20 protein-coding genes are annotated in these 20,753 nt (G+C 37.1%); 10 read left to right on the top strand and 10 right to left on the bottom strand.

The window, feature by feature from the left end:
- Positions 1 to 573 precede the first annotated feature (573 nt).
- Both AC2A07_RS11460 and AC2A07_RS11455 read right to left on the bottom strand, forming a co-directional pair.
- Positions 574 to 1,947 (bottom strand): HAMP domain-containing sensor histidine kinase, encoded by a 1,374-nt coding sequence (locus AC2A07_RS11460; protein WP_484050516.1) that lies wholly within the window; start codon positions 1,945 to 1,947, stop codon positions 574 to 576.
- The gene (locus AC2A07_RS11455) at positions 1,944 to 2,633 is read right to left on the bottom strand and encodes a response regulator transcription factor (protein WP_484050515.1); all 690 of its coding nucleotides are present in this window, start codon (positions 2,631 to 2,633) and stop codon (positions 1,944 to 1,946) included. The genes AC2A07_RS11460 and AC2A07_RS11455 overlap by 4 nt, the downstream gene beginning before the upstream one ends.
- Positions 2,634 to 2,874: 241 nt before the next feature.
- On the opposite strand from AC2A07_RS11455, the gene AC2A07_RS11450 reads away from it, so the two are divergent.
- From AC2A07_RS11450 to AC2A07_RS11440, 3 genes are read left to right on the top strand one after another with little or no spacing between them, the layout of a single operon-like run.
- The gene (locus tag AC2A07_RS11450) at positions 2,875 to 4,203 is read left to right on the top strand and encodes a hypothetical protein (RefSeq protein WP_484050514.1); all 1,329 of its coding nucleotides are present in this window, start codon (positions 2,875 to 2,877) and stop codon (positions 4,201 to 4,203) included.
- 11 nt (positions 4,204 to 4,214) lie between these two features.
- A complete protein-coding gene (locus tag AC2A07_RS11445; RefSeq protein ID WP_484050513.1) occupies positions 4,215 to 4,634 on the top strand; it encodes a Dabb family protein in 420 nt (139 codons plus the stop codon).
- Between the two features lie 15 nt (positions 4,635 to 4,649).
- Positions 4,650 to 5,138, top strand: coding sequence for a cupin domain-containing protein (locus AC2A07_RS11440; RefSeq protein ID WP_484050512.1), 489 nt, complete (start codon positions 4,650 to 4,652; stop codon positions 5,136 to 5,138).
- A gap of 205 nt (positions 5,139 to 5,343) precedes the next feature.
- On the opposite strand, the gene AC2A07_RS11435 is transcribed toward AC2A07_RS11440, so the two are convergent.
- The 5 genes from AC2A07_RS11435 to AC2A07_RS11415 form a co-directional block, all read right to left on the bottom strand.
- Positions 5,344 to 5,628: a hypothetical protein gene (locus AC2A07_RS11435; RefSeq protein WP_314490272.1), complete on the bottom strand. Its 285-nt coding sequence runs from the start codon at positions 5,626 to 5,628 to the stop codon at positions 5,344 to 5,346.
- 403 nt (positions 5,629 to 6,031) lie between these two features.
- A complete protein-coding gene (locus AC2A07_RS11430; protein ID WP_484050511.1) occupies positions 6,032 to 7,597 on the bottom strand; it encodes an ABC transporter permease/substrate-binding protein in 1,566 nt (521 codons plus the stop codon).
- The gene (locus tag AC2A07_RS11425) at positions 7,594 to 8,514 is read right to left on the bottom strand and encodes an ABC transporter ATP-binding protein (protein WP_484050510.1); all 921 of its coding nucleotides are present in this window, start codon (positions 8,512 to 8,514) and stop codon (positions 7,594 to 7,596) included. The genes AC2A07_RS11430 and AC2A07_RS11425 overlap by 4 nt, the downstream gene beginning before the upstream one ends.
- A 5-nt stretch (positions 8,515 to 8,519) precedes the next feature.
- Entirely contained in the window at positions 8,520 to 9,716 is a 1,197-nt protein-coding gene (gene egtB / locus AC2A07_RS11420) for an ergothioneine biosynthesis protein EgtB (RefSeq protein ID WP_484050509.1), read from the bottom strand.
- A 15-nt stretch (positions 9,717 to 9,731) separates the two neighbouring features.
- Entirely contained in the window at positions 9,732 to 10,715 is a 984-nt protein-coding gene (locus AC2A07_RS11415; protein ID WP_484050508.1) for an L-histidine N(alpha)-methyltransferase, read from the bottom strand.
- 379 nt (positions 10,716 to 11,094) lie between these two features.
- Here AC2A07_RS11415 and AC2A07_RS11410 point away from each other — a divergent pair, with 379 nt between their 5' ends.
- From AC2A07_RS11410 to AC2A07_RS11380, 7 genes are all read left to right on the top strand, one after another.
- Complete coding sequence (locus AC2A07_RS11410) at positions 11,095 to 11,754, top strand: TetR family transcriptional regulator C-terminal domain-containing protein (protein WP_484050507.1); 660 nt, start codon at positions 11,095 to 11,097, stop codon at positions 11,752 to 11,754.
- Positions 11,755 to 11,838: 84 nt separating this feature from the next.
- Positions 11,839 to 13,161, top strand: a complete 1,323-nt coding sequence (locus tag AC2A07_RS11405) for an ABC1 kinase family protein (RefSeq protein ID WP_484050506.1) — start codon at positions 11,839 to 11,841, stop codon at positions 13,159 to 13,161.
- Position 13,162: 1 nt separating this feature from the next.
- Complete coding sequence (locus AC2A07_RS11400) at positions 13,163 to 13,315, top strand: DUF2256 domain-containing protein (RefSeq protein ID WP_484050505.1); 153 nt, start codon at positions 13,163 to 13,165, stop codon at positions 13,313 to 13,315.
- 6 nt (positions 13,316 to 13,321) lie between these two features.
- Positions 13,322 to 14,797, top strand: coding sequence for a cryptochrome/photolyase family protein (locus AC2A07_RS11395; RefSeq protein WP_484050504.1), 1,476 nt, complete (start codon positions 13,322 to 13,324; stop codon positions 14,795 to 14,797).
- A gap of 3 nt (positions 14,798 to 14,800) precedes the next feature.
- Complete coding sequence (locus AC2A07_RS11390) at positions 14,801 to 15,082, top strand: TIGR03643 family protein (protein WP_484050503.1); 282 nt, start codon at positions 14,801 to 14,803, stop codon at positions 15,080 to 15,082.
- Positions 15,083 to 15,134: 52 nt separating this feature from the next.
- The gene (locus tag AC2A07_RS11385; protein ID WP_484050502.1) at positions 15,135 to 15,842 is read left to right on the top strand and encodes an SDR family NAD(P)-dependent oxidoreductase; all 708 of its coding nucleotides are present in this window, start codon (positions 15,135 to 15,137) and stop codon (positions 15,840 to 15,842) included.
- Between the two features lie 44 nt (positions 15,843 to 15,886).
- The gene (locus AC2A07_RS11380; RefSeq protein ID WP_484050501.1) at positions 15,887 to 16,531 is read left to right on the top strand and encodes a MarR family winged helix-turn-helix transcriptional regulator; all 645 of its coding nucleotides are present in this window, start codon (positions 15,887 to 15,889) and stop codon (positions 16,529 to 16,531) included.
- Between the two features lie 146 nt (positions 16,532 to 16,677).
- Here AC2A07_RS11380 and AC2A07_RS11375 read toward each other — a convergent pair whose 3' ends face one another.
- From AC2A07_RS11375 to AC2A07_RS11365, 3 genes are all read right to left on the bottom strand, one after another.
- Entirely contained in the window at positions 16,678 to 18,468 is a 1,791-nt protein-coding gene (locus AC2A07_RS11375) for a hypothetical protein (protein ID WP_484050500.1), read from the bottom strand.
- Positions 18,469 to 18,497: 29 nt separating this feature from the next.
- A complete protein-coding gene (locus tag AC2A07_RS11370) occupies positions 18,498 to 19,151 on the bottom strand; it encodes a hypothetical protein (protein WP_484050499.1) in 654 nt (217 codons plus the stop codon).
- A gap of 216 nt (positions 19,152 to 19,367) precedes the next feature.
- Entirely contained in the window at positions 19,368 to 20,660 is a 1,293-nt protein-coding gene (locus AC2A07_RS11365; protein ID WP_484050498.1) for a TolC family protein, read from the bottom strand.
- Positions 20,661 to 20,753: the final 93 nt, after the last annotated feature.

The raw sequence follows: 20,753 nt of genomic DNA, 5'->3' as shown, positions 1-20,753 counted from the left end.
TACCCTAACTTCTCTTTGTTTATTCCTTAAATTTATTGATTTGCAAACATAGGATGACAAACTGTGTGCTGAGAGTTGAGGGTGTTTACTATTTAAATTGATTCTGTTATTTTCAAACGCAAAGTTTATTTAAGTGACACATCATTAAAGGAGCAAAGAAATGGAATCAATAAAATTGATTCTTATAAAGCAAGCTTCATCAGCGGCTACGCCGCCATTCTTCGCTCCTTAAAATTTAGCAGGTTACATCATAAAACTTTGCGTTAAGAAAATTTAATTGTACAATTTCATGATAAACCCCACTTTGAGCAGATAAACACAAAACCTCGCAAATTGCAAGTTTGTAATCTTCCCGCTGCGCAGAGTCTCCCGACTTTGATCAGATAAAGATAACCTTGCAAATTGCGAGGTGTAATATCCCCTAAAAACCGGAAAATTTAAATACAATTTTCAAATTTGAAGTCATTCTGGAAAAAATCAATTTCTGGGATTCCTCATCATCATAATATGATATCTAATATTTAAGAAATACCGAAAAATAAATCAGTTATCAAACGATGAAACACTCCAGTCCTACAAAACCAATGGTAATTTAACGATAAATACACTGCCTTGAGAAGGCTCGGATTCAACTTCCAGAGAGCCCTGATGAATATCAATAATTCTTTTTACAATCGATAAGCCTATTCCGTTTCCTTTACTGAATTTTTTATTGTTCCCCCGAAAAAACAGTTCGAATATCTTTGATTGATCTTCCCGTGAAATCCCTACTCCATAATCTATAAATCTGATTTCCAGATTTTTATTCTGCACCTCTATTTCTACGCGGCAGCTCCGTTCTTCAGAATATTTGCAGGCGTTTTCCATCAGGTTGAGAAAAGCAATCTGCAGCAGGTAGGAATTTCCGTGAAAATCATAATTACTCTCATCTTTGTCTGCTGCATTATCCATGTAGTGAATCCCTATTTTATATGCCGGATTCTGCTGTATCAGTGATACTTTTGCATCTGCCAATACCTCATCTAGACGAAGATCTGCCAGGCTGATCTGGGATACATCATAGCTTGCCCTTGCAAAATCCAGCAGTGCAGATGACAGCTGTGACGCATGATTGGCATCCTGCAGTGCATTATCAATGGACAGTTTATAATCATCCACCGTTACATTAAGGTCCTTTGCCAGCTCAAGTTCGGCAATTAATGTAGAAAGAGGAGTCCTGAATTCATGAGATATGGTAGTCACGAACTGCCTGTGGTTGCTGAATGATTTTTCCAGGCGGTTAAAGGTCGAATTAAAAGTCTCCGTCAGTTCGTAAATTTCATCCTTTGCTTTGGGTATAACAAGTCTTTTATGCAGGTTATGTTCAGAAATATCCCGGATCTGCAGAATGATATCCTTGAGAGGTTTCAGGGTATAATAGGAAAAAAGAAAGCCAATTATAAAGATAATTACAATAGAAATAATATAAATGACAATAATGTCTTTTTTAAATTCAGCAATGTGAGCTCTGCCTGTTATATCTACCGCACTTCCGATAATATAGTAATCGATATCATCAAATTCATATTTGATCGCCATATACTGCCTTTCTCTTCTCAGCCAGGTAATCCTGCTTTTACCGCTTTTAATCAGCTGATCGAGGTATCTCTGATTTTTGGAGGATGGAGGAATATCAGTAAAAAGAAGTTCTTTTTTATCATTATAAACACTGATATCAGCTTCGTTAAGTATCTTTTTATTGCGTAAATGGAGTTCTTTTATTTTTGTACTGTCGATCTTTGCATCAAATATAAACTCTGATCTCCAGGTAATTTTGTAGCCTAGTCGGTCATTGAATTCGTCTTCCCTGTTTTTCTCAGATACATAATACAGTACATAAGCAAAAATAAAGAGGATGCCTGCCGTAAGGACAGCATAGCTGAGTGCAGTTCGGGTGGCAATTTTCATGATCGTTTTGTAAAGATAAATCCTGTTCCGGGTTTCGTATGAATCAGTTTTTCATTAAAATTTCTATCAATTTTTTTTCTGAGATACGCAATATAGACGTCAATATAGTTGGTTCCGGTATCAAAATGGTTTCCCCACACATCTTCTGCGATCTCTTCTCTGCTTAAAATTCTTTCTGCATTGCTAACCAGAAAAACAAGAAGCTTAAATTCCTTTGGAGTGAGATTTATTTCCTGACCATTCCTGAATACCCGGTTAGTGTGTTTATTAATACTCAGATCATCATATTCTAACAGGTTGGATTCTTCTTTTTTTGAGGATGAAATTGATTTTCTCATGATGACGGCTTTTATCCTAGCATACAGTTCCCTGATCTCAAAAGGCTTAACCATATAGTCATCTGCACCGGCATCAAAACCTTCAATCTTCTCATCAATAGTTCCCAAAGCGGTCAGCATGATAATCGGAAGGTCAGGATTTTTCTGCTTTACCAGTCGGCTAAAGTCAATGCCATTCATCTGAGGGAGCATAATATCTGTGATAATCAGGTCAAAATTTATTCGGTCAGCCATTACCAGCCCATCCTCGGCATCTTCCGAGATATAGATCTGGTATCCCTGACTTTCCAATCCCCTTTTTAACAAACCGGAGACGCGCTGATTATCTTCTATGATCAATATTTTCATACAGACTGAATATTTAAATATGAAGTAAAATTAACTGTATTGGAGACCATTGAAAAATAATTTTCACTCGTTCTCAAAGCCTTTACAAAGGTATTGCATATTTTTATTTCTAAGTTACCGATTTATTCTTTTAATGAATTTCTATAGATTTTCTAATAGTTTTCTAACGATGTTCCCGACTTTTCAAAACTAATTTTGTCCTGTTGAAATCAACATACAGAATTAGGAAAAGAACAATATTATGAACAAAAAATCTTTTAAGGCAGTACTCGTTTTAGTGTCAATGTTAGGATTGCAATCGAACGTGAAGGCTCAGAAAAAGAATGACTTTAATAATCCGGGGCTTACCCATTATCTTAATGATGACCATACCCGTTCCATTTCTTTCAGCGGATATGCTGAATTATGGGCAAGATATGCTCAGTTAAACCCCGGAAGTCTGATCAATAATGAAGCAAAATCAGATGTTTCGGATTTATCACTTCGCAGGGTACGTGTGAAAATGACTTATAAGCCGACTGAAAAACTACTGTTTGTTTTGCAGGGCGGAACAACGAATGTCAATGTGAATGCAAAAGGCAGTAATTATTTTGATCTGCTTGATGCGTATGCAGAATATGCATTCAATGATAAGATTGCTTTCGGAGCAGGACGTTCCACATGGAGAGGCTTATCAAGATTTACCACAGGGCCGTTAAACACCCTTCTTTATGATTTACCGGCTTATGCAACCTCCAATGCCGGTGCAACAGATTATACCGTCAGAGAATTAGGGGCTTATATTAAAGGACAGTTAGGCAAATTTGACTATCGCCTGGTTGTCGCTGACCCCTATACCATGTCTACTTCTGATCCTAAATTCAATGTAGCTTCTTTCAGCAAAAATTCTCCAAATAAAGATTTTTCAGGATACTTCAGATACGCGTTTCTGGATAAAGAAAACATTTCTACACCCTTTAATTCAGGAACGTATGCAGGAAAAAAGAATGTCCTTAGTGTGGGAGCCGGTTTCGATTATATCCACAATATCATGTGGCATCAGGACATCAACAAAAATACCGTCAATGATGATATGAAAAGTTTTGCCGTGGATTTATTTTATGATGCTCCCCTTAATAAGGAGAAAGGCACATCGGTAAGTGCTTACGGTATGGCAATGCATAATGATTACGGGCCCAACTATGTACGGTATGTCGGTACCAATAATCCCGCTACTTCTGTGGATGCTGCACAGGCAAGTTTAAACGGAGCGGGAAATGCAATGCCGGTTATCGGAACGGGGAATACCTACTATATTCAGTTGGGAGGCACACTTCCCTACCTGAATAAAGAAAAGAAAAACCTGCAGCTTCAGCCTGCTGTCGGCATGCAGCTGTCTGATCTGAAAGGTCTACACGACAATGCGGTCATTTATGATGCAGGAATTTCCCTGCTTATGAACGGGATGTCTTCCAGGCTGACCTTCGATGCACAGAACAGGCCTGTTTTTACAGGAGATCCCAGTAATAATGCCGTTGTTTCTGACCGGCAGTGGCAGTTTGTTTTAAAATACAGAATTGACTTTAATTAAATCTCTATACAATGGAAAGAAGAAAATTTTTATTCCGGACAGTGCAGGCTTCAGCTTTGCTGCTGGTTTCGGGAAATATGTTTGCATCAGTTCTACCCCTGTTTAATCCAAAAAAAAATAAAAAAGTGTACGCTCACAATTTACTCTTCTGGCTCAGAAAAGATCTTTCAGCAGACGAAGTCAACGACTTTACAAATTTCTTTGAAGGTCTTAAAAAACTTCCGTATCAAAAAAATCTCCGCTATGGAAAACCTGCAGGCTCAAGTCCGAGAAGTGTTTTGGACAGCACCTACAGCTTTAACTGCACAATGGAATTCGACAGCCTCAAAGAACTGGAAGCATACGGAAAACTTCCTGAGCATCTGGCTCTTGTAAAAAAATACAAACCGTCATTCGAAAAAATGCTGGTATACGATACTGTTTACAATTAAAAAATTATATTTAAAATGAAAAATTTCATTAAAGGTGTGTGCCTGATCATGGCATTAGGTTCATTGGGAATGAATGCACAGGAAACGGAAAACAAAAACCTCAGCATTAAGATCAATAAGGAAGAATCAAAGGAATATATTCCTGCAGTAAGACTCCTGAATAATCCTGATGGTTCCTGTACTTTTGAAAAAGGCAGAATCCCTACCCTGAAACATCTGAACACCACCACATTCTGGATGAGTAACAAGACTGAAGAATGGGAAAAGAATGCACATCCGGCTCCGAGAAGACAATATGTGATCACGCTGAAAGGAAACATCAGATTCAAAGTGACCGATGGTTCTACTTTTATCATTAAGCCGGGAACCATACTTTTGGCAGAAGACCTTAAAGGGAAAGGACACAGCTGGAATATGGTAAGAAGTAAAGCCTGGGAAAGACTGTATATTCCCATCGCTGAAAATGCAGACGATTATTTTGTTTCCGATAAAGATCGGGATTAATGAATTAACATCAAGAGATCAGAGGTGACGAAGGTCAACAGTGAATTCACATCTCATCAATAATTAAAAGAAAGAGATTTGCCGGTCTGGTAAATCTCTTTTCTTTTATATATACTTCTATAAGGAATCGCAATCCCTGTTTGGGATAAAATCTTTTCTTCGAAAAGCCTAAGAAAATATAATGATCCCTGTACAAATTTTTTAACTAGACAGACTTTAGCTGTTCATCATAATACAGGATCGCATCATCAATCACAGAGGTTATTTTTGGAAAATTCTGATATCTTTCTCCAAAAACTTCAAGACCTGTAAATTCGGTCGAGACATTGCTAGAAAAAGTACTTGTTCCGTTAATGGTTCTCAGGACCTGCATAACCTGAATCAGGGTGTTGATTTTACGGTCAACCGGCAACTGCGGAGTCAGATGATGTCTTAAATCCTTAAGCTCATCCAGCTGTTCTTTTGTTACCTTCTTTTTTTTCTTTTTCATGCATTAAAAGTACAGCTTTTTAAAAAGCAATCGTGTTTTTTAATGTTAACAAATTGGTTTTGCAAATCCGTTTCGATAGTAATATAACCTCAGTTCGGGAAGGCTCTATAAAACGCAAAGCTAAACAACGATATTAATCACGTGATTTTTCAAATATTTAGGATAGACAAAGGCGTGAAATTTATCAAGGTAATACAAAATCCTTGTATAGCTTTGATAAACGAAGTGGCATTGTTTAACTTGAAAGCGTTTCAAAAGTAGAATTTCTTTGTTTTTCTTTGCGATAAAATAACATTATTTTGAAAATCAATTATTTAAAAAATTTTTTATTCCGAACTCAGGTTAATATAATAATCCAACAGTTTATTGGAAATATTAAGTGTCTGACAATCAATTTTATTATTTATCTGGAATCCATGTATTTTTTAAGATCTGATATCGTCTTTATCGACAGCTCATCAGCCTGTTTTCTTCGCATCATCAAAGCGTAAGAATTATTAAAACCGAGGGGTTTCAGCCATTGAATACCATATTGTTTTAAAAACTGAGCATTCACATAACTGTACGTTTTTTCAGGACTTTTAGAAACCGTTTTGATCGTATCTTCAGAAGGTTGCAGCAATACCAGAAGACCCGTTCCTGTATATTCAGGATAAAAATCGATGGCATCGTTCATGAGTGCATCAAAACAAATTTTTGTTCCTCCCAATCCCGTTTTGGTTTCCACTTTATAATCGGTATAGCCTTCGATGAGCATTTTATAGATTTCTGTAAGGATATACTGCTCTCCGAATATTTTGGATCCGATGCGTACTGTTCCTGAATTTCCATTTCGTGGATTTCTGTATAATTTGTTTTTTACTAAAAAATCCTTTGCTATTTTCTCCGGAGTACGGTTAAGATAATCCGATTGATAATTCAGATCAGTCATCAGGGAATCGGTGAATTTTCTGGCTATTAAATTCAGAGTCTCTTCTAATTCCGGGAACTTCATGAGCGTCTCTGATTTTACAATGGGTGCAGCAAAGTATGGGGGAAATATTTTTTTATCATCGTTGAGAACATACAGATCAAATGCTTTGATCCTGCCATCTGTAGAATATCCGCTGATGAGATCAAGATCACCTTCATAAGCTGCTTTATACATTACTGCATCATTGACGACTTTAGGTTTTATATTCAGTTGATAAACAGATCGCAATCCGAGATCACCGTCCTGTCTTCCCATAAATTCGGGTGTGAAACCCGCCTTTAGATTATTGTGTGAAATGGAAGAAAAAAAATAGGCAAATGCAACAAAAAACAAAATAACAGGAACGATATATTTTATTTTTTTATAGATCTGATATCCGTTTTTCTGAAAGACTGCAATCGTCTGATCCAGGAGAATAGCCAATAAAGCTGCTGGTATGGCACCTGCCAGGATCATATTGGTATTGTTGAGAGAAATCCCGCCAAAAATAAATTCTCCCAATCCTCCTGCTGCTACAAAAGAGGCTAATGTAGCCACTCCTACATTGATCACTGCTGCAGTTCTTACACCTGCAATAATCACAGGCATTGATAACGGAAGCTTAACTTTAAAAAGAAGCTGATTCTTATTCATTCCCATCGCTTCTGCAGCTTCTACGGTTGCCGGATTAACGCCGGTTATTCCAGTATAGGTATTCCGGATGATCGGTAAAAGGGCATAGATCAATAATGCAACGATTGCCGGTGTAGCACCAATCCCAAATGCAGGAATCATAAAACCGAGAAGTGCAATACTGGGAATTGTCTGTAAAATCCCGGCAACGCCTAAAACAGGAGCTGAAAGTCTTTTCTTCCTTGCAATCAGAATTCCCAAAGGAACTCCTATGGCAATAGCGAGAAAAAGGGAAAGAAAGGTCAGTCCGAGATGCTGTACAACCTGGGTCAATAATTTTTCATGCTGTTCGATGACAAACTGCCAGAGATTTTGTTTAGTCATTCAATCTGTAGTTTTCGGTATTCATTAAAGTCCCTGATAAGATCTTCGTAGAGCAAAGCATGCTCCCGCTGTAAGCTTAATTTTTGTAAAGCATCCCAAACTGTTGCGGTGTCGCTAAAATTAAAAGCATTCAATTTATGTTCAATATGAAACGTTGAAGCAACCTTTTTTAAAGGAGCAATCTTGTATTCAAGTAATAACCGGTTTTCTGCAAAAAAATCTCTTACAAATTCATTAATCGGATGATAAAGTATTTCATCAGGAGTTCCGTTCTGAATGATTTTCCCCTGATGCATCAGGCAGATCCGGTTTCCGAGCTCAAATGCCTCCTGTACATCGTGGGTAACGAGGATAATCGTTTTATTTTTAATTTCTTCAATTGATTTGAATTCTTTGTGGATATCAGCTTTGGTAATATTATCAAGCGCTCCGAAGGGCTCATCCATCAGTAAAATGGGTGAATTCGCAATCAATGCCCTTGCAATCCCTACTCTCTGCTGCTGTCCCCCGCTTAATTCATGCGGAAAACGGGAAAGAAGTTCCTGTGATAGATGAAGCTTGTGAAGAAGTTCTTCAGTTCTCTGTCTGATCATTTTTTCATCCCATTTCAATAATTCAGGAACTACTGCAATGTTCTGTCTGACGGTATAATGAGGAAAGAGCCCTGACTGCTGCATAACAAAACCGATTCCCATCCTCAGCTTTTCAACTTTCTGTTCACGAATATTTTTACCATCGATCAAAATCTTTCCGCTGTCGGCTTTTATAAGACGGTTGATCATTTTCAATGTGGTTGTTTTTCCACAACCGCTGGTTCCCAGAAGCACCAGAATTTCCTGATCATGTGCCTGAAAAGAAATATCGTCCACAGCAGGTTTTCCATTGAAATATTTTGAAACGGATTCTACTGTAATCATAAAATTTACTGTGCAAGTCTGATTCCGGTAAACTGCCATTTCAAAGCAGTCTGGAAAAAATTACGGTAGGTCTTTCTGCTGTGCCCTGAAGGCGTTGCTTCTGAGGCTCCGCGCAGAACCATTTGGTTAACCATGAATTTTCCGTTGTATTCTCCTACAGCACCTGCTTCTTTTTTAAATCCGGGATAAGGAAGATAGGCCGAATTGGTCCATTCCCAACGGTTTCCCCAGTTAAAATGATCAGATGCAATTTCCCATTCTTCTTCTGTAGGGAGACGCATCCCTTTCCATGAGGCAAAAGCGGCAGCTTCATAGAAGCTGATATGGCAAACCTCATCCTCAGGATCAAGTTCATGCAGACCATTTAAAGAATAATTCATCCAGTTTCCTTCAATTTCATGCCAGTATAAAGGAGATTTTGCACTGTTCTGCTTTACCCAGTCCCATCCTTCAGCGTGCCAGTAACGGAAATCTTCGTATCCGCCGGCTTTCATAAATTCCAGATATTCCCTATTGGTAACCAAACGGCCTGCAATAGAAAAATCATTTATAAATACTTTATGCCTGCCATGCTCATTGTCGAAACTGAATCCCTCACCTTTGAAACCGATTTCATAAATACCTTCTGAAAATGGAATCATTTCAAAATGGTGAGATGATGATTTTTTCTGGATATACTCCTCATTCAGGTAAGCAGGAAAAAGTGGATTATGACCTAAAATATATTTAATATCTGTTAACAGTAACTCCTGATGTTGCTGTTCATGATTGAGCCCCAATTCTACAAGTGATTCTGTTTCTTGAGTCATCAGTGTGCTTTCAAGAAACAATCTTATATGCTCATCTACATAATCACGGTACTTATAGACATCGGCAACGGAAGGACGGCTGAGATTCCCTCTGTCTGTCCGGATGACGCGCGTACCGATTGTTTCGTAATAGCTGTTAAAAACAAAATTATACTGAACGTCAAAAATTTTATAGTCCGGAAAAAAAGGAATTAGAATAAATGTTTCAAAAAACCATGTTGTATGTCCCAAATGCCACTTTGGCGGACTTACATCAATGATCGGCTGCACGACATAATCTTCGATCTGCAGAGGTCTGCAGATTTCCACAGAATGAGAACGGATCTCAGAAAATCTCTTTTCCCATCCTGTGACCACCCCTGATTCACCTTTTGTTACCCAATTTGTTTTCATTTTAGTTGTTATTAGTTATTTAACCTTCCAGACAGAATCTACAAACCATCTTTTAGAATCCATTATTTCATGATGAATATCAAAACCTGTATCCTCGGCAAGCTCAATAATATCATCGTGAGAAAATTTCTGAGAGATTTCCATATCAATGAATTCATGTTCATTAAAATGGATAATATCACTTCCGATATGTACATCCTGTTCTGCGAGGCTTACAAGAAAACTCCTGCACGCTCCGGACACGGGATCATAGGTTTGATAATGTTCAAATTCCATAACATCAAAATCCGCTTCCAATTCCCGGTTGATCCTGAGAAGAAGATTTAAGTTAAATGAAGCGGTAATACCTGCAGCATCATTATATGCATTCAATATGGTAGCCGGGTTTTTTTTAAGATCAAATCCTATAAGGATGATATCATCTTTACTAAGTTTACGGGACAGTTCTTTACAGAAATGACGGGACTCAGCAGGATCCATATTTCCTATGTTTCCACCTAAAAAAAGAACTACTTTTCTTCTTTTTGAAATTGAAGTTGCTTTGTCAAGCATATCGAAATAGTCTCCTTCTAGAGATACAATATCCAGATCAGTTATCTCATTACTCAGTCTCTCATTGAGTACCGAGAGAATATTTCCTGAAATATCAATAGGCATATAGGTAAACTCTACATTTTTGTCAACAAGATATTTTAAAAGATAGGATGATTTCATCGCATCACCTGCACCTAACTCTATCAGATCAAAAGGTGTTTCATCAGAATGAATATTTTCCGCAAGTTCCTTTGTTTGGTTTTTAAAAATATCCAGTTCACAGTTGGTTAGATAATATTCAGGCATATTCATAATCTGCTGAAACAGTTTATCGCCTGTTTTATCATAAAAATATTTTGATAACAGTTTTTTCGGCCTGCTTTTCAAACCTTCTACTATATCTGACTGAAAAATGTCCAAAACATCATTTTCAACCCTTACTTCGTGATCTAAATTTGAATTCATATTTGTTATTTTTAAAACTTCATAAGTTACTACAACTACCTTGCCGTCAGCATTGCCGTCTTATGGAAATCTGATTTTCTGTCAATCCATTAAATCTAAATTACGTATTTATTTTAAACCATACTTTATCTATTTAAAACTTTAAGCAGAATGGAAGGATCCTTTACATTCGCTTATTCACTGATAATCAAATACTTTAATACAAACGGGTCTACAGATTTGCAGTTTAAAAAATCAGCATTCAGAACTGTTAAAGATGAATTAATGATTTATAAAACTGTACGATTGAAAATATTAATGACCCTTATTGTAAAATGAAATACCTATTATTAAATAAAAGTAAAATATATTACTAATTTTGAATAGATAAAATTTAAAAATGGAAAAAGAAAATAGAATTACAGAGGATAAGATATTTGAATTATATGGTGATTACATTCTCAATCATGGAGAAAGGCCTAAGAACATTTACCGGTTTGCCAAAGATAATGAGTTTGAGGAGAAAGATTTTTACGATTATTTTTCAGGATTTGAGCAAATCGAAAAAATGATGCTGGTCAACCTTTTTGTAAAATCCGTAGAGTTAGCCTCAGAGGTTAATCATTCTGATGAAGTGACGACCAAAGAAAAACTCCTGAATGTTTATTTCATATTTTTTGAAAACCTGACGATGAACAGATCTTTGGTCCTGATGATTCTGGGAAACGACAAATTACATTCCGCTAAAGTTACCCGTCAATTGAAAGAAACTCACCGTGATTACGTTAAAACACTGGATTTTAATGACTGGGAAATGATTAAAAAATCTAAAGATGACGTCAAAAATTTTCATGAAAAAGCGAGAGAAGATGCGCTTTGGATTCACCTTGTCTCTGCTATCGAATTCTGGAAAAAAGATACTTCACCTGCATTTGAAAAAACAGATATTTTTATTGAAAAAACCATTGATACAGGATTTGAACTGATGGATAACGAACCTTTACGTAAAGTGCTGGATCTTGGTAAGTTTTTATGGAAAGAGAAATTCAGAAAAAGTTAGTCATGAAGTCAGGCTTTCAAAACAATAATTTTATAAAGTATATGGATAGGCACTCTATCTGATCTTAATCAACAAAAATTGCAGATGAAAACACTCAATAAAATACCTACAGGAAAATTAGAAAGGACGGGCAGCCTGCTGAAAGCAGGTGCAAAAGTTGGCGTTAATTATATCAAATATTACGGAAATAAAATCACAAAAGATAAAAAAGAAGATGAAGCACTTAAAATTCTGAATGAGGACAATGCCTCTGATATTTATGATTCTCTGAAAGAACTGAAAGGCTCTGCCCTTAAGGTTGCCCAGATGCTGAGTATGGAAAAAAATATTCTTCCTCAGGCGTATGTTGAAAAATTTTCGCTGTCCCAGTTTTCTGTCCCTCCCCTTTCCGTAGCATTGGTCAATAAAACTTTCAGAAAATATTTCGGTAAAAATCCTGAAGAAATCTTTGATGAATTTACACCCGAATCTGTTAATGCTGCAAGCATAGGTCAGGTTCACAAAGCAAAAAAAGGTGATAAAAACTTTGCCGTAAAAATTCAGTATCCCGGAGTAAGGGAAAGCATATCCAGTGATCTTAAAATGGTCAAACCGATTGCCATGAAAATGTTTAACATCAAAAAAGAGGGTTCAGAATCCTATTTCCAAGAAGTTGAAAACAAACTTTTTGAGGAGACAGATTATGATCTTGAGCTTAAAAGAAGTCAGCATATTTCTGAAAAATGCAGCCATCTGCCGAATATCGGTTTTCCTCAATACTATCCTGAATTTTCCTGTGAAAGGATTATCACGATGGACTGGATGAACGGAAAACACTTTTCAGAGTTTACTAAACTCAACAATTCACAGGAAGATCTTAATAAGGTCGGACAGACCCTGTGGGATTTTTATATGTACCAGATGCATGTTCTGAAAGAAGTGCACGCAGATCCACATCCGGGAAATTTTCTGATCTCTGAAGACCTGAGACTGCTTGTCATTGATTTTGGATGTATCAAAGAAATTCCGGAAGATTTCTACAGGCCTTATTTTGAACTTGCTAAAAAGCATAATCTGAATAATCCCGAAATTTTCAGTGAAAAACTGTATCAGCTTGAGATATTACGCCACGATGATTCACCACGGGAGCATGAATTTTTTAATAAACTTTTTTATGAACTCCTTGAGTTATTCACAAGGCCGTTCAATGTAGAAAAGTTTGATTTTTCTGATGAAACTTTTTTCCAGGAAATCGCAGATCTGGGACAGCGTTATGCAAAACTCAGTGATATGAAAGGGATGAATGCCAACAGGGGCTCAAGGCATTTTATCTATCTGAACAGAACGTTTTTCGGACTGTATAATATGATGCATGACCTGAAAGCAAAAGATATCGAAATCAATCATTATAAAAAATACCTTCTCTGAAATGCCTGCCAACCTGCCTTCAAAAATTTGTGAAGCTTGTGGACTACCTTTTAACTGGAGAAAAAAGTGGAAAAAAAACTGGGATGAGGTAAAGTACTGCAGTGAAAAGTGCCGTAAAAACAAAAAAGCATCAGCATCAGTCTCATTAAAATAAAAAAAGATGTCATCAGCAAAAAGGTCTGCCGCACAGTTAATCTTTCCGCATCAGCTTTTCAGAAATACAGAATATCTAGATCAACATCAGCCGGTATTTCTGGTAGAAGAATTTCTGTTTTTTAAACAATATCGGTTTCACAAACAGAAGATTGCTCTTCACAGAGCCAGCATGAAGTTCTATGAAGCGTATTTAATTAAGAATAACTTTACGGTCGAATATATAGAATGCGCTTCTCCACTTTCTGATGTCCGTAAATTAATTGAATATTTAGAAAAGGAAAGTTTTACCAAAGTTCTTATTACTGATGTATGTGATAATTGGCTGGAAAAAAGGATCAGAACAACCCAGCTTGAGCTGGAAGTTTTAGAAAGTCCTCTTTTCATCAATACGAAAGAAGATCTGAAAGATTATTTTGAAGATAAAAAAAGTTATCATCAGACTGATTTTTACAAACAGCAGAGAATCAGCAGGAATATCCTGATGAAAGCAGGAAAACCCATGGGCGGAAAATGGACCTATGATACAGAAAACAGGAAAAAATATCCTAAAAGAAAAAAAGCGCCCTCCATTTATTTTCCTGAAAATAATGAATATTACGAAGAAGCTAAAAAATATACCGAAAAGCATTTCAGCACCCATTATGGAAAACTGACCTCTTACCAGCTGTATCCGGTCACTTTTGATGAAGCTGACCGATGGCTGGCTCAATTTCTGGAAGAGCGTTTTTCAGAATTCGGAGTTTACGAAGACAGTATTGTAGAAAGGGAACATTTTCTTCACCACAGTGTACTGTCTCCCCTCCTTAATATCGGTTTACTTACAGCGGACAAAGTTCTTGAGGAGTCGATCAGCTATGCGACGGAATTTGACGTTCCCATTAATTCTCTGGAAGGTTTTGTACGGCAGATCTTAGGATGGAGAGAATTTGTGAGAGGGATGTATATCTACCAGGGAAGCTTTCAGAGAAATAAAAATTACTGGAAACACCACAACCTGCTTCCAGTATCTTTTTATACTGCTGAAACAGGGATCAGGCCCATTGACAGTACCATTCTTAAAGTTTTGGAAACCGGCTATGCACATCACATCGAACGGCTTATGATCCTGGCTAATTTTATGAATCTCTGCCGGTTCAGTCCCGATGAGGTGTATCAGTGGTTCATGGAAATGTTTATTGATTCGTATGACTGGGTGATGGTTCCGAATGTATATGGAATGAGCAGTTTTTCAGACGGTGGAAAAATGAGTACCAAGCCCTATATCAGCGGGAGCAATTATATTAAAAAAATGAGTGACTATCCTGATGGAGACTGGACAGATCAATGGAATTCGCTTTTCTGGAATTTTGTAAATGTAAACAGGGATTTTTTTAAAACGAATCCCAGGTTGGGAATGATGTTGAATAGACTGGATAAAATGACCGTTGAAAAAAGATCATCTCTTTTTACCGACGCGGTAAAAACGATTAAAAACTTATAAAAAATGCTGAAACAATTTAATTTACAGGAAACTGACAGAATCATAGAGATGGCATGGGAAGACCGTACACCGTTTGAAGCGATTGCGTTTCAGTTTGGAATACAGGAATCAGAAGTCATAGAAGTAATGCGTTCTGAACTGAAGCCTTCCAGCTTCAGACTCTGGCGAAAAAGGGTGAACTCAGGAGTCAGCCGGAAACATCTCAAAAAACGGAATCCGGAAATTGACAGGTTCAGATGCAGCAGACAGAGAACAATCAGCCATAATAAAATATCAAAGCGGTAGGTTCCCTGCTATTTCTCTGAACTGAGGAAACATCAATTATTATTTACAAAATATGTACAAAATAAAAAATATAGTCATCATCGGATGTGGAAAAGGAATTGGATGGGCCTCCGCAAAAATTCTGCCTGAAAACAATCATATTACAGGAATCTCAAGAACACAAACTCCTGAGACTGAAGCGCTCAATATCGATTTTCATCAGATGGATATACTCAGTGGAAATCTTGATGACCTTCATTTTCCTGACGTTGTTGACGGATTGGTCTATGCACCCGGAAGTATTAATCTGAAACCATTCAACAGGCTGACTGCCGATGATTTTAAGAATGATTTCGAAATCAATGTCATAGGCGCAGTAAGATGTATTCAAAAACTGCTTCCGAATTTAAAAAAATCACAGAGTGCATCTGTCGTTTTATTCAGTTCTGTCGCTGCAAAAGTAGGAATGCCTTTTCATGCCTCTATTTCAGCAAGTAAAAATGCTGTTGAGGGTTTAACTAAGAGTTTAGCTGCAGAATTTTCTGCTCTTAAAATAAGGGTGAATGCCATTGCCCCTTCCCTTACCGATACAGGTCTTGCGTCTCAGCTTCTGTCAACACCTGAAAAGCAGGAAGCTTCAGCAAAAAGACATCCGCTGCAAAGAGTAGGAAATGCAGAAGAAATGGCAAAAATGGCTGAATTTTTACTTTCAGATAATTCCTCCTGGATTACCGGACAGATCATAGGAATTGACGGCGGTATGGGTGCAGTTAAATTATAGTTCTGAGAAAAAACACAAAATTAATATCTTTACAAAAATTTATAATGCAAACGGATTTTTTTTTAGATCTTCTCCATCAGGTAAAAGAATTTGAAGACTCAGATACCTGCAGACCCCACTCTACAGTGGAGGATTTCCGTCGGTGGATGAATGATAAAAAATACAGGGAAGAGAGTTCAACCAAGCTTTTTAGAAATGAAAATCAACCGGTTTCTTTTATTGAAAACGAAATATGCAAGCAGGTTATCTTGCTGGGCCGATTTTCTAAACAGCTTATCCGTAAGGGGCTCAATGCTTTTCCCGATCTTGCGAATGAAGAATTCACTTATCTCTACAGGCTTAAAGACGAACCTTTTCTGACTAAAATACAGCTTATTGAAAAAAACGGTCATGAGAAACAGACAGGAACTCAGATTATCAAAAGGTTAAGAGAAGCAGGTCTTGTTGAGGAAAAAAATGACAAAGATGATAAAAGGATGAAACGCCTGAATCTTACAGAAGCGGGTAAAGAAGTATTCAGTAAATCGGTCGCAGATGTTAATGTTACCTCGAAACTTCTTTCATGTCAGATGACAGCTGAAGAAAAAAATGAATTTCTTACTACCCTTAAAAAACTTAATGAATTTCATGCACACCTCTACAGTCAGTATAAAAATTCTGACATCTATAATATCAGCGAAATATTTTAAATTCTTGCCCAGAACTTAAATCAATATCTCACAAAAATGATCACTGCGGACCTATCTGAATCTTTCGTTAATTATGGAAATAAAATAAATCCGCCCCACTAAATGTGAGGCGGACTCTTAAAATAAAAGAATGAACACTCTTTTAATTATTGGGTGTTTATGCCATTAAACTCAGCACGTTTTATTGCCCATGCAAAAGCATTTGCTGTGAAAACTGAATTATAAACATTATCCCTGTATGCTGATCCTCCATTTCCATATGCTGGTTTAGGTATCGGGAAATTAGATGCATTCAATCTGAATGGACAAATTGTGGTCGCCGCTGAATTCTCATTAGAATTGAAACCACCATCACCTACCCAGATGAAATTCAGGTTTCTGTGTCTGAAAGCGGTAACTCTTCCTGCGGTGGAGGAAGGATTCGCTGTCGATAAATTGGTAGCATCTGAATAGATAATTATTTCTGAACCCGGCAGGTTGGTCAGGTAGGTAGTCGAAGAGGCATCTTCACCCCATTTCATTCCCCGTACATCTCCGAATGATCCGTTGAGAATTTCATCATCAGTATATGGTAAACGATACAGAGCACCGGCATTGTTAACACTTGTCGCATTAATGGATGAGTCTGCAAATAAACTTCTGCACAGTCTCTGGATCCCGGAATTACTTTCACTGTAGGCTATTACAACTCCTCCTCTTGCCAGATATCGTGTTAAAACATCTGCATCTGCATCACTCATTGTCCAGCTGTATCCCAATACAACGACATCTACAGGATTTGCACTTAATAGCCAGTTGTTTAACTGTGCTGTGGTCGGAGCGTTTGTTCCGTTGGTAATCTGCCATCCTGCAAATTTCACAACACTGTTGGGCTGTGTCCCATAATTTGTTGCAGTAGTAATCAATCTGTTCGAAGCTGCATTTCCTGAAAAATTATATCCATAACCGTTTTCACTGGTACCTATGGTAAGAAGTCTCTTTGCAGGAATTACGACAACAACATCTACATTACATGATGTAGATACACTCCCCTGGCTGTCTGATGTAATGGTTAGTGTTTTAATTGTTGTAGAAGAAGGCGTTCCTGTACCCTGAAGGGTAATATTCTGGTTACCAATTGATGTAAATGTTCCGAAACCGCTGAAAGAAATTCCCTCTACTGTATTGGTGGTAATCGTATAGCTTCCCAGGACCGATACATTGACCGGTAAAGTAATCGTATTCGCTGCAGCCAGCGCTACGCCAACAGTATAAACACCGTTTACTGTTGCTGTACCGCATGCCATGGTATAAGTACCTGCCGCTGACATAACCGTTACTGTCCTTACAGGATTACAGGTAATATCTATACCGTTAGCATTGACAGACAGGCCGTCTGCCTGAACCAGAACGGGAGTTCCCTGTCCGACCACCTGAATCGTATATGATCCGGTGTTCAGGAAAGTTCCTGAAGTAAAAAAGCTGTAACCATTGGTTGTGGTTACGATTACAGTATACTCTCCTGCTTTGGTAACTGTTACCGGAATTGAAAGGTAATTTGAAGCGGTTAGCTCTCTGCCTTCTACATAGGTCCCTCTTACTTCAATGGCTGCACAATCAAAGGTAAATTGAGATTTTCCCAGTGCACCACAAAGACTTTTCCATTCCTGCTCAATATTATTCCAGTAGTTATAACAGTCTTCAGTTGTATTATAAATCATCAGACTGTGCTGACCTGTATTCATATTTGGAGTAAGCCGGGCATCTCTCTGAGCTTCGGTATAACGCTGGATGATAATCCCGTTATAGACATCAGGATCTGCACTGGAAGGATCTTTCTTTTCTGAAACATGCAGACCTGCCCGGGCATCCGGCTTATCCGTGTTGACCCCTACCTGCGCATTTAGTAATGATGAAAATAGAAAATTCATCACTAGTATTACTATATATTTTTTCATTTGTATTTTATTGAATTATACTCTGCTTTTTAAACGTAATGTATTTTAAAGAACAGACAGGGCGGCGGCCTGATGCTTAAATAGCATCTGTATCTCGATTTATATTGAATAATCTGACCATTCAACGGTAATTGCGGTCTGAAAAAATGATCATCCAGTTTCTTTATAAAAACCGCATAACTGTAGACCATATCGAACCTGAATCTGTGATTAAGTATCTCAAAATCAGGGTCAGATAATCTCAGATTATATTTCCGGTCAGTAGAGGTACAAAAATCAGAATAAGCAGTAATTTTCTCTGTGATTCTTTCCCGAGTTAAAACTTTGGTCTTTTTTGTTGTTTTTGAAGAGGATACTTTTGAAAACTTTTTCCGTCGTTCTGTATTTCTGATTTTTTCAGTAAACCGTAAACGGTCTGAAGATTTATCTGGATTACTCCTTCCCGGTTCAGGATTAATTCCCGAAGTTTTATAAGTGAGAGAGTCTTTTGTATTTAACTGCTGAATGTTATAGACAACCGTTTTTTCGCCGATATAGATTTGAGCATATCCTGTTAAAGAAAAAAACAGAAGCACTGTAAGGATGAATTTTCCCAGACATATATCAATCTTATGCCTGGAAAATATCCTGTCAGTATTTCTGTTTTTATTCATCATTTGTGTTGACTGCAAAATTACAGGCATACGAACAATTGATCAAATTATCAGACCCTTTTTATCCCTCGAAAGTAACTTCAAGGGTCTGTCAAAAAGGAAATTACATGAAAAAACCTAAAAACATATAAGATTTATGAAAAGAGTATTCATTAAGAAAAATGAGTAGACTATCGAGACCGTACAGAGATCTGTTTTATTTCATCAAATAAGCTGACTGTTAAAATTTTTAATTATCAGTTCATTTTAAAAATCAGGATGTGACTGAAGAACTTTTATTAATTCTGTCTGCTGCATGACTTCATTTTTACTGTTGATAAGATTATAATTTGCCTGAAGCCAGTTATTTCTTACTACAAAAAAAGTATAGGCGTCCATCAGTCCTTCTTTATATTTTTCCTCAGATTTCTGAAAAGATAATTTCTGATTTTCAAAGTTAGATTTCAACAAAATATATTTTTTTTCAGAACTCTGAAATTGAGTTTTAATAGAATTGATAGTTTGGATAATCGTATTGATAATAATTTCTTTTTCGTAACGATAATTGATGACATTGAGTTTTGCAATCTCTACATTGTTTTTAACCTGAAGTCTGTTAAATACAGGAATAGAAAGTCCGAAAGAGACCTGTTGGCTTTTATTTCTTTTAAACTGATCAGAGAATTGATCTGCAGGTTGACCTAAGTTTCTGCTGTAAAAACTGGACCAGCTGTATGCACCGTTGATGGTAGGAAGATAAGCTGATCTGGCTATGTTTATATTTTTTTCAGCAGCTTTTATTTCGTTGACTACAGTTTTGTACGCTGGATTCTTTTCCAGAAGGTCTGTTACAAACTGTGGATCATCAAAATTGAAGGACGGCAGATTTTCATCCTCCATTATAAAATCTATGGAATCACTGGTAACAGCCAGTGCACTCAATAAATTTATTTTAGAAAGATCCTTCGAATTCTTTGCCGATACCCACTGTTCCTGCAGGGTTCCGAGATTTGCCTTTATGTCATACACATCACTTTTTGGACGGTTACCTATTTCCACTTCTTTTTCGGTACGCCGGATCTGATCTTCGATTCCTGAAAGCTGTGTCTGCAAAACATCCAACCAGCTCTTACTGTTCTGATAATTGAAAAACATCTGAATGACATTAAGCCTGACCTCATTCTGAGCCTGTTTCATTCTGTAGACTGAACTTTCCCTATTTATTTTTGATAAGGAAATATTAAGATAATTCCGCCAGTTAAACAGTTCCCAACCTGCCTGTACATAGACATTATCATATTGAGTATTTACTGCTTCTCTCTGGTTGCTAGTCTGATTGATCCCCAATCCGAAATTGTAATTATGATTGCCCCCGGCTTCTACGGAAGGCAGCAGCATTCCTTTTGCTGCAGAAATCTGGTGATCATTTTTCCTGATGTTTACAATTGCCTGTTTGATCAGCGGATGATTTCTGTATGCATAATCAAGGCTTTCCTGCAAAGTCCAGTTTTGCTGTGCTGGAAAAAAATTGATTAACAGTATAAAGAATAGTTTTTTCATTTTTTTGATTTTGGTAAAAAACAGAGGTCAGAAGCATGATTTCTAAATCCTGAAATTCTGAATCATATTTAAAGCCCGGATGTAAAATCTTCC

This window comes from Chryseobacterium sp. HNCC26DJ238 (assembly GCF_057180465.1).
This window is presented reverse-complemented; position numbering and strand designations above follow the sequence as displayed.

Excerpts from the sequence above, each read along its gene's own strand:
- AC2A07_RS11460 (WP_484050516.1), bottom strand. The coding sequence starts at position 1,947 with ATGAAAATTGCCACCCGAACTGCACTCAGCTATGCTGTCCTTACGGCA.
- AC2A07_RS11455 (WP_484050515.1), bottom strand. The coding sequence starts at position 2,633 with ATGAAAATATTGATCATAGAAGATAATCAGCGCGTCTCCGGTTTGTTA.
- AC2A07_RS11450 (WP_484050514.1), top strand. The coding sequence starts at position 2,875 with ATGAACAAAAAATCTTTTAAGGCAGTACTCGTTTTAGTGTCAATGTTA.
- AC2A07_RS11445 (WP_484050513.1), top strand. The coding sequence starts at position 4,215 with ATGGAAAGAAGAAAATTTTTATTCCGGACAGTGCAGGCTTCAGCTTTG.
- AC2A07_RS11440 (WP_484050512.1), top strand. The coding sequence starts at position 4,650 with ATGAAAAATTTCATTAAAGGTGTGTGCCTGATCATGGCATTAGGTTCA.
- AC2A07_RS11435 (WP_314490272.1), bottom strand. The coding sequence starts at position 5,628 with ATGAAAAAGAAAAAAAAGAAGGTAACAAAAGAACAGCTGGATGAGCTT.
- AC2A07_RS11430 (WP_484050511.1), bottom strand. The coding sequence starts at position 7,597 with ATGACTAAACAAAATCTCTGGCAGTTTGTCATCGAACAGCATGAAAAA.
- AC2A07_RS11425 (WP_484050510.1), bottom strand. The coding sequence starts at position 8,514 with ATGATTACAGTAGAATCCGTTTCAAAATATTTCAATGGAAAACCTGCT.
- egtB (WP_484050509.1), bottom strand. The coding sequence starts at position 9,716 with ATGAAAACAAATTGGGTAACAAAAGGTGAATCAGGGGTGGTCACAGGA.
- AC2A07_RS11415 (WP_484050508.1), bottom strand. The coding sequence starts at position 10,715 with ATGAATTCAAATTTAGATCACGAAGTAAGGGTTGAAAATGATGTTTTG.
- AC2A07_RS11410 (WP_484050507.1), top strand. The coding sequence starts at position 11,095 with ATGGAAAAAGAAAATAGAATTACAGAGGATAAGATATTTGAATTATAT.
- AC2A07_RS11405 (WP_484050506.1), top strand. The coding sequence starts at position 11,839 with ATGAAAACACTCAATAAAATACCTACAGGAAAATTAGAAAGGACGGGC.
- AC2A07_RS11400 (WP_484050505.1), top strand. The coding sequence starts at position 13,163 with ATGCCTGCCAACCTGCCTTCAAAAATTTGTGAAGCTTGTGGACTACCT.
- AC2A07_RS11395 (WP_484050504.1), top strand. The coding sequence starts at position 13,322 with ATGTCATCAGCAAAAAGGTCTGCCGCACAGTTAATCTTTCCGCATCAG.
- AC2A07_RS11390 (WP_484050503.1), top strand. The coding sequence starts at position 14,801 with ATGCTGAAACAATTTAATTTACAGGAAACTGACAGAATCATAGAGATG.
- AC2A07_RS11385 (WP_484050502.1), top strand. The coding sequence starts at position 15,135 with ATGTACAAAATAAAAAATATAGTCATCATCGGATGTGGAAAAGGAATT.
- AC2A07_RS11380 (WP_484050501.1), top strand. The coding sequence starts at position 15,887 with ATGCAAACGGATTTTTTTTTAGATCTTCTCCATCAGGTAAAAGAATTT.
- AC2A07_RS11375 (WP_484050500.1), bottom strand. The coding sequence starts at position 18,468 with ATGAAAAAATATATAGTAATACTAGTGATGAATTTTCTATTTTCATCA.
- AC2A07_RS11370 (WP_484050499.1), bottom strand. The coding sequence starts at position 19,151 with ATGCCTGTAATTTTGCAGTCAACACAAATGATGAATAAAAACAGAAAT.
- AC2A07_RS11365 (WP_484050498.1), bottom strand. The coding sequence starts at position 20,660 with ATGAAAAAACTATTCTTTATACTGTTAATCAATTTTTTTCCAGCACAG.